The 14,493-nt window shown below is 42.4% G+C and carries 10 protein-coding genes and 1 pseudogene; 7 read left to right on the top strand and 4 right to left on the bottom strand.

Annotation, left to right across the window (positions count from 1 at the left end):
- Nucleotides 1-387 precede the first annotated feature (387 nt).
- Nucleotides 388-924: an STM3941 family protein gene (locus QZY09_RS09580; RefSeq protein WP_295671673.1), complete on the top strand. Its 537-nt coding sequence runs from the start codon at nt 388-390 to the stop codon at nt 922-924.
- Between the two features lie 96 nt (nt 925-1,020).
- Here QZY09_RS09580 and QZY09_RS09575 read toward each other — a convergent pair whose 3' ends face one another.
- Nucleotides 1,021-3,624 (bottom strand): glucosidase, encoded by a 2,604-nt coding sequence (locus tag QZY09_RS09575; RefSeq protein WP_295671670.1) that lies wholly within the window; start codon nt 3,622-3,624, stop codon nt 1,021-1,023.
- 309 nt (nt 3,625-3,933) lie between these two features.
- Here QZY09_RS09575 and QZY09_RS09570 point away from each other — a divergent pair, with 309 nt between their 5' ends.
- A complete protein-coding gene (locus QZY09_RS09570; RefSeq protein ID WP_295671667.1) occupies nt 3,934-4,251 on the top strand; it encodes a hypothetical protein in 318 nt (105 codons plus the stop codon).
- Between the two features lie 26 nt (nt 4,252-4,277).
- On the opposite strand, the pseudogene QZY09_RS24725 reads toward QZY09_RS09570, so the two are convergent.
- Nucleotides 4,278-7,264: pseudogene (locus tag QZY09_RS24725) on the bottom strand (glycoside hydrolase domain-containing protein).
- Between the two features lie 375 nt (nt 7,265-7,639).
- Here QZY09_RS24725 and QZY09_RS09555 point away from each other — a divergent pair.
- Both QZY09_RS09555 and QZY09_RS09550 read left to right on the top strand, forming a co-directional pair.
- Nucleotides 7,640-8,092: a pyridoxamine 5'-phosphate oxidase family protein gene (locus QZY09_RS09555; protein ID WP_295671661.1), complete on the top strand. Its 453-nt coding sequence runs from the start codon at nt 7,640-7,642 to the stop codon at nt 8,090-8,092.
- Nucleotides 8,093-8,533: 441 nt separating this feature from the next.
- On the top strand, nt 8,534-9,124 hold the full coding sequence (locus tag QZY09_RS09550) for a TlpA disulfide reductase family protein (RefSeq protein ID WP_295671659.1): 591 nt from the start codon (nt 8,534-8,536) through the stop codon (nt 9,122-9,124).
- Between the two features lie 302 nt (nt 9,125-9,426).
- On the opposite strand, the gene QZY09_RS09545 is transcribed toward QZY09_RS09550, so the two are convergent.
- Nucleotides 9,427-10,473 (bottom strand): hypothetical protein, encoded by a 1,047-nt coding sequence (locus QZY09_RS09545; RefSeq protein ID WP_295671656.1) that lies wholly within the window; start codon nt 10,471-10,473, stop codon nt 9,427-9,429.
- An 84-nt stretch (nt 10,474-10,557) separates the two neighbouring features.
- Between QZY09_RS09545 and QZY09_RS09540 the strand changes: the two genes are divergently transcribed.
- Nucleotides 10,558-10,791 carry a hypothetical protein gene (locus QZY09_RS09540; RefSeq protein ID WP_295671654.1) on the top strand — a complete coding sequence of 78 codons (234 nt, stop codon included), beginning with the start codon at nt 10,558-10,560 and terminating at the stop codon, nt 10,789-10,791.
- A gap of 694 nt (nt 10,792-11,485) precedes the next feature.
- Here QZY09_RS09540 and QZY09_RS09535 read toward each other — a convergent pair.
- The gene (locus QZY09_RS09535) at nt 11,486-12,892 is read right to left on the bottom strand and encodes a DUF4403 family protein (RefSeq protein WP_295671651.1); all 1,407 of its coding nucleotides are present in this window, start codon (nt 12,890-12,892) and stop codon (nt 11,486-11,488) included.
- Between the two features lie 149 nt (nt 12,893-13,041).
- Here QZY09_RS09535 and QZY09_RS09530 point away from each other — a divergent pair, with 149 nt between their 5' ends.
- Together QZY09_RS09530 and QZY09_RS09525 are read left to right on the top strand one after the other, a co-directional pair.
- The gene (locus QZY09_RS09530) at nt 13,042-14,148 is read left to right on the top strand and encodes an ABC transporter permease (RefSeq protein ID WP_295671646.1); all 1,107 of its coding nucleotides are present in this window, start codon (nt 13,042-13,044) and stop codon (nt 14,146-14,148) included.
- A 54-nt stretch (nt 14,149-14,202) separates the two neighbouring features.
- The gene (locus QZY09_RS09525; RefSeq protein ID WP_295671642.1) at nt 14,203-14,397 is read left to right on the top strand and encodes a hypothetical protein; all 195 of its coding nucleotides are present in this window, start codon (nt 14,203-14,205) and stop codon (nt 14,395-14,397) included.
- Nucleotides 14,398-14,493: the final 96 nt, after the last annotated feature.

Genomic DNA, 14,493 nt, shown 5'->3' with positions numbered 1-14,493 from the left:
TGCTGGTGCTGTAACCTACAAACCAAAATGCATGGTCGTATTTTCCGCCGGTCCAAGCGCGCGGCTTGGACACATTTTAATTTAAGAGCGCCACTTAAATTCTAAATTAATAAATTAAATTTAATCGGCATTCAGGATTGGCGCTGATACCAGGTAATGTTATCAATAATAAAGTCGCTGTAATCACGCCTCGTAAATACGTCGATCCAATCTATTACGGTCAAGGTTACAACCTGCCTGCCGGCAGGCAGGAATAAAGTTCGTCGGTTGAGGCATTGCGTGACATGAGATAAATATCAACATTTATAAATAAAACAGCAATTTGTTGTTTTATTTAAGCGCCACGCTTGGACAGGCGGGGTATCTAATTACTTACTAAACAATACAATGACAGAGATAAAAATCCCATTGAGCAAGAAAAAAAATTTCCTAATGTTGATTGGAGCAACGATATTTATTGTTTTTGGAGTCTTATTTTTATTAAGGCCTGAAATTTTCGTTTCGACACTTTTTCGAAATAAACCTTTAATAAGAACTGTGGGCACATTAAGTGTAGCATTTTTTGGCGCTTGCGGTATTTATGGCATGATTAAACTGTTTGATCAAAAATACGGGTTAATAATTAATAAGGATGGAATCACCGACAATACAAATGCCTCAAGTGTTGGCCTTATTAATTGGGCTGACATTTCTTCAATAGAGACGAAGCAAGTTATGTCCACTAAATTTTTACTTATTTTTATCAAAAATCCCCATATTTATTTAAATCGTACAACTGGTTTAAAACGAAAACTTTTGCAAGCTAACATGAACATGTACGGAACACCATTGTCAATTATCGCAAATTCAATAAAATGCAATTTTGACGACCTCGAAAAATTGATAAACGCTAATTTTAATGAATTTCATAAAATTAAATCTTAAAGAACTATCATTAAAACTAAGCCCGCTTGGGGCAAGCGGAACACTTGGACAGGCGGAAGCTTAAAATAAACAATTATTTTAGTGCGTTTCCACCCCCTACCCCTCATCCATCTCCAGCAACAAATTGGCGATCAACGCTGTCCAGCCGGTTTGGTGCGAAGCGCCAAGGCCCTGGCCTGTGTCGCCATTAAAAAATTCATAAAATAAATGATGTTCTTTAAAGTGTTCGTCTGTCCATTGTTCCTGCGTGGTGGAGTGGTATTGGTAGGCCCCTTCCTCATTTTTCTCAAAAATAGTTAACAGCCTTTTGGTGAGCTCATTGGCTATTTGTTTCAACGTTAACTTATTACCCGACCGTACAGGGAATTCATAGGTATAGCTATCGCCATAATATTCATAATATTTACGCAGCGAACTGATGATCAAATAATTTATGGGCAGCCAGATGGGCCCGCGCCAGTTGGAATTGCCGCCAAACATGGAGCTGGAACTTTCGCCGGGTTCGTATTGGATGCTGTATTCACTGCCTTTATACCCAAATACAAAAGGCTTATCCTGGTAACATTTGGATAAGGAGGGGATGCCGTAATCGGATAGAAATTCATCCTCGTCCAAAAGCCTTTTCAGCAAATGCTCCAGCCGGTCGCCCACCATAATGGCGAAGAGGTAGTTGCCGTCTTTGTTTTTCTTTTCAATGTCTGATATTACTTTGGTCAGATCGGGCCGGGTGCTCCTGATGCTGCCCAGCCTGGCATTAAACTCGTTCAGCTTTTTAAACAGGTCTACGTTCATGATCTCCACTGCCAGCAATGGGATAATGCCGACCAGTGAGCGGACTTTCAGGCGTTCGCTGGCGCCATCTTCAAATTGGATAGCGTCGTAATAAAAGGCATCTTCTTCGTCCCATAAAGACATTTCTCTTTTGCCGACATGGTGCATGGCCCAGCCGATATTTAAAAAGTGGCGGAAAAACTTGGCGGCTGATTCTTCATAGGCCAGGTTATGCTGTGCCAGCTCCAGCGAAATGCGCAGCATATTGATGGAATACATGGCCATCCAGCTGGTGGCATCGGCCTGCTGCAGCTTTTTGATCCCTGGGGGCATATGGTTCCTGTCGAACACACCAATATTATCCAGCCCCAGGAAACCGCCTTCAAAAATATCAGTACCGTTGGCATCCTTTTGGTTTACCCACCAGGTAAAGTTCATGAGCAGCTTTTGAAACGACCGCTCCAGGAAGTCCCAGTCGGATACGCCCGTTTTCTTTTTATCCGCCTCATATACATGCCATACGCTCCAGGCATGCACGGGAGGGTTTACATCGCTGAAATTCCATTCATATGCCGGGATCTGCCCGTTGGGATGCATATAATATTCCCGCAGGATCACCAGCAATTGCTGTTTGGCAAATTCTGGGTCGATATGCACGAAGGTTGCGGCATGGAAAGCCAGGTCCCAGGCGGCAAACCAGGGATACTCCCACTTATCCGGCATCGAGATGATATTGCGGCAGGTTAAATGCTGCCAGTCGTAATTCCGTTGAAAGTTGCGCGGTAATTGTTTTTCATGCGGTTCGCCAAACAGCCATTTATACACGTCGAAATAATAAAACTGCTTGCCCCATAATAAGCCGCTCAGCGTACTCCGCAATAAGCCTTTTTGCTTTTTTGACAAAGTAGTGGGTGCAAGTTGTTTGTAATAACTATCTGTTTCGGCCAGGCGGGTTTCAAAAATTTCGTCAAAATCAGCCCAGGGGTCCTCCATCTCCTCAGCAGAGAGCCTTACCTTAAATATTTTGGATGCTCCCGGCGCCACTTCGCCTTTCAACCAAATTGCGGCTTTTGTGCCTTTTTTTGCCGGGTTGATGCTTTTTTGCCGATCGACAACGTAATTGTTAATGCCATCTTTTACAAATGGCGTCACGTTCGGTTTATGAAAAATACGCTCGCTATTGGTTTCATTTTCACAAAAAAGTTGCTCGCCGTCCTCATGGTAAAAATAATAGGTACCGTTTCGGCTTGAATCGGTCTGCAAACAATTGCCGGTTAGCGATTTAATTTCAGGACTGGTATACCGGGGGTTATGCCGCCAGAAGTTCCGGAACCATAAATGCGGCAGTACATGAATAGTTGCCGCCTCGGGCCCGCGGTTGTGTACGGTAACTTTCATCAAAATATCCTTTGTACCGGCCTTTGCATATTCAACAAAGCAATCAAAATAGCGGTTATTGTTAAAAATACCGGTATCCAGCAGCTCAAATTCAGGGCTTAACCGATCTGTTTGGTTTTTTTGCAGCAGCTCCATGTAGGGGAATACCGCCTGCGGATATTTGTAAAGATATTTACAGTAAGCATGTGTAGGTGAAGAGTCCAGGTGGAAATAGAGTTCCTTTACATCTTCGCCATGGTTGCCTTCCTGGTTGGTTAAGCCGAAAAGCCTTTCTTTTAAAATCGTATCCTTACCATTCCAAAATACAGGCGCCAGGCACAACACCTGTTCAATATCACAAAAGCCTGCAATGCCGTCCTCGCCCCATCGGTAGGCATAGCTGCGTGCAAGGTCGTGGTTGATATAGCTCCATGTATTTCCGTAAGGGCTGTAATCTTCTCTAACGGTGCCCCACTGTCGTTCAGAAAGGTAGGGACCCCAAACTTTCCATTTCCTTTCACTATGCGGTTTGGAAAGTCGCGTATATTCCATAATCGTTATTCGTAGTTAATTTAAACACTTTAGTCCGGTTAAAACCTCAATATAGTCAAAATCTATATCATCAGCAAGCCAGGCTTCAATTATAAGCTATAATGTGTTGAAACATACAACAATAAATGACAAAATATTATTGCAGAAAATGTATCAACTATAGCAGCCAGCCTCCTTAACTATCTGTACCATAAAAATAAATTTTACCGCAGGGCCTTTGTATTCCCGGTTATTTTCATTTAATTTTAATACACGCTTAGCGCTTTTACATCCATTACGACTTCAATAATTTTTAAATAAAAATATGTTATGAGTCAGGTTAGTGAAATTAAATGTCCTGTTTGCGGAGAATGGAGCAAATGGACCAGTAAAATAGATGAAAAATGCCCGCATTGCCATTCCTATCTCGATCCCGGGCGCCTCCAGTATGCTGAAGATAAAAAGATCAACGCTGAGGCGAATTTTAAAAACAGTTACCTCGTGATCAGTGAAACCGACGACCCTATTGTGCAAATGGGAAAGCAATTTGCAAACTGGCTGCGGTGGACCACCTTTTACGGGATATCGGTCGTTTTTTTTATCATCGCGATCATGCTCATCCTGTTTGGATTGGTATTCCTGATATAAAGACCATTTTCGGGTGCCGGAAGATCTTATTTGATGATCAACAGCCAGCCCCTGCCCTTTTCAACAGGTATTTTTTCGTTTAAGCCAAACGTCCTTCCTGCTTGAAAGTTTTTGATTTCCGGCGCGGTGATTGTCGCTTTTGACGGATCGATCCCTAATTTTTTCCAGTCAATATTTAATACAATATCGGTATCACTTTCTGCCCAGCTGGCTATAGATACCAAAACCCTCCCTTGTTTTTTGTAAATAGTGGCAGGCACTTTATCGTTTCCTGTTTTTACAGGGTTAACATCCACCCAGTAGCCGATCATCTGGCTGCCTTTCATCCCGAAATCGTCCCAGACCTTCCATATCGGCCGGGGGTCGGCGTTATCGCTCCAGGGGATCCGGTTGGTCATGCCATACACCATACCCCGCCATGGGTTGCCCCCACCCTGCAACATTTCGCCCATCAGGCCAAACGGAATACCGCTTACCTCGGTGAGGAAAAAATCCGGGGAGTTTTTTTCGTAATCAAAATATTCGCCAAACCATAAGCGGTTCAGGTACGGAAAATGCTCCATATACAACTTGGCGCTGTTATTCAACCCGTCGTTTTTATTGTATTGGTTGGCCGAATGGAGGTCAATGATGCCCGGATGCCCATCAGCAGTAAGTACTCGTTTGATACGTTTCATGGTAACGCGGTCAAAAGCGACATCGTCCAGGTAAATGCCGTCGATCCCCACATTTTGGGTCAGCCAGTTCATGCCTTCCACATAATAATTATGCCAGCGGTTCATCCCGCTGTTGATGATCGCCGCATCTTTGATTTCGGGGACAAACCAGGCGGCGATATAGTCATCGCCCAGGTGCTCCTGCAGCCAGCTAAAGCCGCCTCCCTTTCCCGAAGAATAAATTTCGTGACCCAGGCTTCTCAGCGCGAAAGTTTCGTAGGCGTGATTAGAAAGCTCGCGGATGGTGTTGTAGATCTTCACTTTTAAACCAGCCGCATGGGCAGAGTCATCATAGGCTTTCATCTTTTTCCAGGCAATAAAAGGATAATTGATATAGGGGTTTATCGCCGTGGCATGGTGGATATTGATCACTGATGCGCCAATGTCTTTTATGGTATCAATAGGTTTATAGGCATGATAAAACCGCGTGGCCCACTGAAAATCAGTATTAATAGGATGAAAAGGGGTGATAAGTAAATTGAAATTATAGTATAAAACTTCGCCTTTCATTAATTTTCTTTCGCCGCTGTAGTTGTCGGCTAAAATAGCCTTTCCTACGCCGGAGACTTTGATGCCGCCCTTGTTATCATTGCCCCATGAGGATGGCAACAGCAATGGCTTCTGCAGGTAAAAGTTTGTATTCAACGGGCGAACATATTTTTCATCGCGCAGTGTATATTGAAGGCCGGCATTTACATTGCCTATCCAGGCACCATCCTGGTTTTTATGGGTAACATCCCACTTCCATTCAAAGTTTTCGGGGCGATAGCCACCTTTCTGGCCCAGGCCCATCATATATTTAGCAACGTCCTTTGTGAAAGGTATGTGCATGGTAATATCCTTTAAATCAACACCCTGCAAGGCTTTTACTTTTACCGTATAGGCAATAAAGCCATCAAACTCCAGTGACGCTGTTACTTCCATTTGCAGGGTATCATTGCCGCTGCTGGCTTTCCACTGTACCGTACCGGGTTCTGTTTTAGTAAATTCTACGCCCTTTTTTTTAGGGTCATATTTTTACCGTCCGTTTTGGTAAAATGAAAATGAATAGGCTCTGTTAACAGATCATTAGGCAGTTTTGAATAGCCCGTCATCTCCTGCGTGAAAAATGTTTGTATTTGTTTGGGGAAACCATCGTTATTGAGCACTACTTTTCTTCCCAGCAAACTAATGGTATGGCCCCTAACCAAAAGCGGCGTGTAGGGCGCTATGACGGCATTTTGCTGGGCCAAGGTGGAGTTGAGCCACTTCAACCTGGTCATTTTCCATGGTTCATTTACGCCGCCGTCTGCCAATACGTTATTATTTACGGTGATAGATAACCTGATCTCTTTAGCGGGTTCACCGTTAATGAGAACAGTTGCTTTACCCGCATAGGTCGCCGGGACAGCATTTTTTGGCACATCAATTCCGCACCACATGGCCTGTATTTTACAAGCCGCTACATTTACCGTTTTTGTGAGGAGGTTTGCATCATAAGCCACTCCGTTGGTATTGATACAAAAAATATTTTGAGCTTTAATAACCTGCCCAGATTGCGACTTCAGATCGCTGAATTTAATTTTTACATTGTCAAGGTTTTGCAGCGCATAAATACCTAACTGAAAAGCAAAATTCTCTCCTTTTGCAGCTTCTCCGGTAAATGTATCCTGCGGCCCGCGGTCTATCCACCTTTCCGGCAAATCGTTTTCCATCCGGATGGAATTCAGCCGGTCTTCAGGAAAAACAAGGAATTTATAAGCTTTGTGGCTTTCAACCAGGTGGGTAGTTTCGTCTTTGGTGGCAATAACCTCCATCGGGTAAAAACTATTAAATGCATCGATGGATTGAAATTCCTTTACCGCAGCAGATGGCAGATCATTGCCGGCATCAGCCATCTTCAACCAATCGGCGGCAGCGGTATTCTCGGGCTTCAAATAAACGCCTTTCGGATAATTGGAACGCCCTTCATTTTTATAGGGCATATAGTACACATAGTATATGCCTTTCCCCGAAACTGGTTCAAAATAAATTTCGCCGTACTCCCGGTTTAAGGTACCGGTTTTTATATTTATTATTTTTTGGTGTGTTGTGCCATCTTCAACAATGATGCGTTTATTTTGCGGATCGTTATCGCGCCGTCTCCACTTAATTATCGCTTTCGCTATTTTACCTGTTCCATTAAATTCGAGCACAACCCGGTGATTCCCTAATGAATCCGGCAGCCAGCAATTCGGGCAGTTGGTATAAGGTACTTGCTGTGAATAGGCAGCAAATCCAGTTAAAAGAAAAAGGAAAGTCAACAGTTTAATTTTCATCTGCATTAATTTATGAATATCTGCACAGCGCCGCCAATATATTACTTTTAACGCTATAAAACCGTACCCAACAGTTTGTGCAATACATTTTATGCCGGCAACAGCTTTGCGTCGACGGCATTTAAAGGTATTATTAAATTTCAGGTACAGATTTCTCGATTTAAAATTGTTTAAAACAGCATTTAACCTTTGAGCACTTAATTACTTAAAGCGTTCAACCTTTCCGCCCTTTTAAAGCGCGAAAAATCAATTAAATATTGCTGCCGAAAATGGAGCGGGCCATTATGATGAATATTATTATTTTACCTGACGACTGTCATTTATTTCCGGTTTAATACGGCTTAATTTTATAACAAAAACCTAAAAAAAAAGACAATGCTGGGCAAGCTAAATGAAAAACAAATTGAAGACCTGTTAACAAAACAGGTAACAGGCCGCCTGGGTTGCCACGCAAACGGAATCACCTATATTGTGCCTATAAATTATGTTTACCGCCATCCCTATATTTTCGCGCATGCAGCTGAAGGGCAAAAAATTGATATGATGCGGGAGAACCCAAACGTGTGTTTCCAGGTAGACGAGATCAAAAGTGTATTCCGGTGGAAAAGTGTTATTGCCTGGGGCCGGTTTGAGGAAATTACAGACCCTGAAGAAAAACAGCAGGCCATGCAGGGGCTTATACACCGCATAATGCCATTGGCCGAAAACCCTACAGAGCATCCATCACATGGCATTGCTGAAAAATACAGCGACATTGGGTTAAATATTGAACTGGTTGTTTACAAAATCATACTTAGTAAAATGACCGGGCGATTTGAAAACAGCTAGGTTGCCCCGGTGTGCCCAAAGACTGACCGTTCCTGGTATGCTTCACCATTTCCAGATACATCGTAACTAATGTCGTTTATGTACGACAGATACATTTTCACCCATCGGTATTTTACTGCAGAACCGCAGCCTCCATTGAATTTTGTTGCGTTGCGTAACACTGGCAACACCCTGCAAAAAAGCGCAAAATTGCTGATTATTAACAACTTAACTGCTGACAAGATTTTGTCAGTGACAAAATCTTGTCAGCAGTTTTTCCGGCCTTAACGCCTCATATGACTGAAATACCCGGTGAATCCTAAACTAAACGACATAGATATGGTAACTTTTGTTCCCATACAGCTACAAATTTATCCTGACCTTAGCTGCTGTTTCAACCTGTCCTGATGGGGATCAGGCTGATTTTATAAAATATCCACTTAATAAACATAAATTTAGCGCATGAAAAAGAAACTGTTCAACAAGTCTGCTATCACCAACGTGATCATCGGTGCATTAATGGTGACCCTTATTATAAGCCCGCAGGCCAAAGCGTTAATGATTGAAGGCTGTATGAAGATCGGTTTCTTTCAGCCGCCGACAGGCAGTACAGTTAATCAAAAAGAAAACACCACCAATACGGCATTACCCTACCTGCTGCTTAAATCGTCCGACGGCAAAACGCTCAATATCCAGGACCTGAAAGGCAAAGTGATCCTGATTAATTTCTGGGCCACCTGGTGCCCGCCGTGTATTGCTGAAATGCCCTCCATCAACGCGCTGTACAAACGGTTTAAAAACAACCCCAATATCATCATCTTCCCGGTAGATGTGGACAATAACTTCAGCAAGTCGGTACCCTTTATGAAGAAAAACGCCTATACCCTGCCCGTTTATAACCTGGCCAGCCAAATGCCCGAAGGCTATTTGGGCAACGCTATCCCCACTACCGTTATCCTTGACAAAACCGGCAAAATGGTTTTAAGGCACGAAGGCGGCGCGGACTATACGAATAAAAAGTTTGTGGAATATTTGGAGGGGATAGCGAAGTAAGGGATCGGAAGTAAAATGCACAACGAATCTTCCCCTTGCTGAAATTGAACGGCACTAAGGATGTTGAAAGCTTACCTTATACCATGTTTGGATGGGGTTCTAGTCCATTAAAATTCCAATGAGAAAGTCCTTAAAAACTATTTCTAAGGACTTTCTCATTTATTTGAATGCTCAAAATTGTCTGCTATATAGCTAAATACGATTGGATCTTGCGGGGAAGAATATTTTCATTACTTATTTCTACCTTTTTGAAATGAGCGAAATTTTACCGGTCTAAGTGCTACATTTATAAAACGAAAATTCTATTTACTCTGTTTACTATTTGGAGTTGTCGTGTTATTGCTGGGCGTTGCACCAAAAAGATTCAAACCTATACCAAATCCAATCCACGGCTTATTATTAAAAACCCAACTACGTTCGACTGCGGTAGTTTTATTGATGTAGTCAATACCCGCTCCAATAGTAAAGCTGATACCTTTAACCGTAATAACGAAACTTGCAGATGGTGTCAATGCCGGTCTGTCCGAACTGGATTTAACTTTGCCATTGGTTGATAAACTATCAAGCGTTACAGATGTAAGTGAAACCCCAAAGGCCACGCCGTAGGAAACGTCTTCATTAACTTTAAGATTATAATATGCAACAGTTCCTAAAGATAGATCACTGGTAAATAAGGACTTTGTAGGGCGGAATTTAAAAGGTGTGGTAAATGTCCCAAAAGTTAAAGATGCGGACCGAGGCGAAGTATATTGGGAACAAACCGATGTAAAATCAGTTTCAGAAATGACGAAATATTTTGCGTTTTCATCAGTCACCTTTTGCATCGCCAGTAATTTTTTTGTATTGTCACTTAATTTGCTAACAGCAGAATCAGCTAGATTACCGGCTTTAGTGGGGTTTAAATTAAAAGTTAGTCGATTATTATAGTCTGACTTGTGCCACTCGTTAAATTTAATGACAAGATAAGTTACCTTTTTTACGATATAGACGTCCACCACTTGAAAGAGAGAATGTTTGTAAATGTAAACAGCTATGCCATTAATACTATGGCCTACGGCATCGCAACCATAAACCGGAAAATTACGATCAAAAATGTACGTATTACCCAGATAAGGCTTCATACTCCCTAACGTATCTGGACTAGATGCAGGACTTCCTTTTTTTGTCGTGTCATCAATAGACGTTGAACTTCCTTTTTTTGTTGTGTCTTTAATAGATGTGGAACTTACTTTTTTTGTAGTATCTTTCGTTGTTTTTGAGCTTGCTGTTTTTGTCGGCTGAGGGATAGTTTGCGCTTTTGCAAATGCTACTGATCCTAATAATAGTATGATGGCGAGTATTTTTTTCATTGTTCTAACGGTTTAAATAAGGATATTTATTGGGGGGATACAAGAAGCATTTTCTAAAAGGTATTCACTAAACGAGCCAAATAATTGTCTGAAAACCTCCATCCTGGGTTCGACGGCGGTGGTTCTGGTATAGGGTTCGACGGCGGCGGTTCTGGCAAAGGGTTCGACGGCGGTGGTTCTGGTATAGGGTCTGGTTCTGGACTTCTTGCCGATATAGCGTTATATACAAACTTCTTTGTTAGATGTATTGCGATGAGAACTATGTTATTGCCCTTTATAATAAGCTTTTGTTTTGATTTTGCGGTCATTTTAAATTGAATTTAAGAGTTTAGTATTAAAAAGATTTAAGCCTCGCCTACTCTTTTATCCCTTTTCGGCATCCAGGATGATTTGAACCAATAAAATATTGACAAAATCGTATAGCTATACAGCAAAGTATATTTGATTTACATACCATTTTGATTTCCCTAAATTACCTTGCAGTATTAACCTGCTTACGGGCAATTTCACGGTATTTAAAAAGGTATTTTTACGGTATTTAAAATTTGGTTTGCAAAAGCAAAGCCACTAAATACGCAACAGGATGATGGTTAAGTGATGATTCATGATGTAAAAGATTTTAGGTGTGCCTACTCTTTTGTTCCCTTTTCGGCATCCGGGCTTTGTGATATATTACTACCGTGAATATAGATAATAAGAAGAATAAATGCAAATTATTTTCAAATCGCAATGCCTGCAATTGTTAATTATTAAGCAATTTAAAATTGAGTATAATTTTTATTAAAAGTTAATAAAAAACGAAATATCATCTGATTTAAAAACCTTACCAACTGTTTATCAAGCCATTGTGCAAGCCTGAAAAATTAATGAATCCGCGTAGTCTGAAGCAAAACACAGATGACACAGGTAAAAATATCCGGTTTCACGTCCCTGTTCCTACGTATTTTACCCTGTTCACGGGTGATCCTGCTATAAGGGTTTAATCCCCGCGATCATAAGCTATTGCTACCGATTACATCACCACCTTTACCTTCAATTGCCCGTTGGACAGGGTGCGGATCACCAGCTTATCCACCGTTGGATAAATGGCCTGGATATCCATATCCTGTATAGTAACTTCGGAAGTAATATTGTTGCCATAGTCGCGACTCGTTTCTTTCTGGATCCTGATCTTACTATCTGCCAGGAATTTGGTAAAGTTATAGGCCGCTTTCTGGCGTATGGCATCCACTATTTTGCCATTGAACATCCATTTGGCTACCTTAAGCATCCAGGCCTTGGTTTGCAGGTCGAAACTAAGGTCGGGAAAAGAGAGGATGTGCGTTACCGGGTCGTAGCTGGGCGTTGCCACCAGGTAAATGGTGCCGGTTGAGGACCCGCTAAAATCAATTTGCATCACAATCTGCTTGCCTGTGCCGAACACCCGGGCATGGTCAACAATAAATTCATTACCTGCCACCGTGGTCTTTTGGCCGGCAACCTGCTGGTTAACCATATTGGTAAGATGATCGTAATTTTCAATCAGGTCCAGGTAAACATTAAAGCCTTTGGCAGGCACGTAGGTGGTTAAATTAGGCAAGGGTTTAGCCGGTGCAGCAATACTTACCGTACTTACCACCGGCGTTGCAGAGAGCCCGACAGAAAAGTTTAGCTGCGAGCCATTTAAATTAAAGCTGCTGAGCCGCACGGATTGCGGGTTAATGGACAGGTAGCCGATATCCTCCATTTTATATTCGGTGGCAATGTTTTTCCATAACTGCTCCACCATAGGGCGAACGTTATAGGCGGCAATTTTAGTATCCACCTGTTTGCCGAGGTCGTTTAACGGGCCGCTCAGGTATTGGATCAGGCGGTCGGTTACGTCGATATTTCCCAGCAGGATATTGCATCTGTCAATTGGCTTTGGAGCCGGGAATAAAACGGTTTTTGATCGCAGGTGATAATCGGGCATAACGCTGATGGTCGATTGATAGGAGATCACCATCCGTCGTTGAGGCTCATCGCCCCAGCCGCATTGTGCAGAAACTGTAGGGACAATACACCTTGGGGCGGATCCAAAAACAGCGGCGCATTTGGCGCAATAGGATGCACTGATGCCATAACTACCTGTAAATTTAAGGCTGGCAACGTTATTGCTGCCGGTGATGGTAAAGGGCGTGCGGGTAAATGTATAAGCGTAGCTTAATCCCTGGCAGGCCTGCTGGTTATCGGCAAATTTAAGCGGTACGGAATTCTCTGCCTGCACAATATAATTCTTCAGGTCCACTGAAACGGGCACCTCCACATTTGAAACAGGTTGAACTATGTTTGGAATAGCAGATTCCTCATTTGCCGGGGCCAATGGTTTTAATGTTTTACATGAATAAAAGCTAAAAATTAAAAGGATGAGTGCGTATTGGAGGCTTGGTTTCAGTTTCATTTTCGGGGGAAATTTTAGAGGCTTCATCTTAAATATGATAAAGCCTGAACGGCAGCAAAAATAATAAAGCTTTCCTTTTTTTAATTTAATATTTCAACAAAATAACAAGCAACTGAGTTATTTGTATCTAATGAAATATATTTGTCCATATGAGCCATCCCGCAAACCAGCTTAAGGCAGCGTTAACAATTTCAAGGTACAGTTTACTCGCTACATTACGTAGCCCCACTTCAATTGTCTTTTCGCTGCTTTTTCCATTAATCTTCATCACTGTTTTCGGGTCGATTAACGTAGGTGCGCCGCCGGCAATAAAGTTAGCTGTAGCGCCAGGATGTGATACAAGCAGCGTGATCTACAAAGCGATCAAAACTATTCCAAACCTTAAATTACTCACCGGTTTATCCGAAACAGAGCAATCTGAGGAACTCCGGAAGGGGCAAATAACCGCTATCATAAATATAACAGCCGATCATATTTTTACCCTGGCGCCGCATTATAACGTTCATTTACGGAGCTCTGGCTCATCCGGAGATAACCTTACCCTGCTGCAAACCCAGCTGGATGAAACGATCAGTAAAATAGATCGTAAGGCCTTCCTGCATAATCCATCCATCGCTTTATTGCAGGTGACCAAAGCCCCTGGCCGCATTTACCGCAATATCGATTTTATTTTGCCCGGGCAGCTGGGGTTTTCATTGCTGATGGCTGGGGTGTATGGCTCGTCATTCCTGCTGTTCAGCCTCCGCCAAAACATGGTGCTCAAGCGGCTGCGAACCGCTCCTGTTAAGCGCCGGGCTATTATTGCAGGCGAAATGCTGAGCCGTTTATTCTTTCATATCCTCAGTTTCCTGGTAATGGTGGCTATTGGCTATTTTGTATTCAAGTTCACCCTGGTAAACGGCCTTGCAACATTGGCCGAAATGCTGGTTTTCTCGCTTTTCGGTTTAAGTATTTTTATGGGGATTGGCTTCATCATCAGCGGGTTGGTGCAAAACGAAAATTCCATCACCCCTATTGCCAATACGGTTGTGCTGCCGCAGATTCTCCTTTGCGGTTTATTTTTCCCAATAACAAATTACCCGCATTTTATAGAGCAAATATGCAGTGCGCTCCCCTTAACGCTTTTTGTAACGGGTTTGCGTAAAATAGCTTTTGAGGGTACTCATATCTGGCAAATGCCACTTACGGTTGCCGGACTTTTGTTATGGACTTGTGCCATTATACCCCTTTCCATCAGGTCCTTCAAATGGGAGTAAGTTGATAAAGTTATCTTTTTGACCGGTAAAATGGGTTCGCGCTATTTTTGCAACGTGGTTTCATATAATACTTTCCCTTCGGTATTTATCGCTTTCACATTCAAACTTGCCGGGCCGACAGAAAAGTACATAAAACCATGCGCTGAAGCTTCAAAACGACTTTCGGGAATCCCCGCGGTAACCGCTGTAAGTTCCGAACCTGCTCCTGAAATAAACTGGTGGGTAAAACCTTCGGGCTTAATATGCTGAAGCGAATGCTCATGACCTGAAAGGTAAATATCTACTTTGTTATCTTCAGGCTAAACATGCAAAGGTATGTTTCACATTTTGTAATTAAAATTATTA

This window comes from uncultured Mucilaginibacter sp. (genome assembly GCF_903913935.1).
Lineage (GTDB): Bacteria > Bacteroidota > Bacteroidia > Sphingobacteriales > Sphingobacteriaceae > Mucilaginibacter.
The sequence above is the reverse complement of the archived record's forward strand: the minus strand, read 5'-3'. Positions and strand labels throughout refer to the sequence as shown.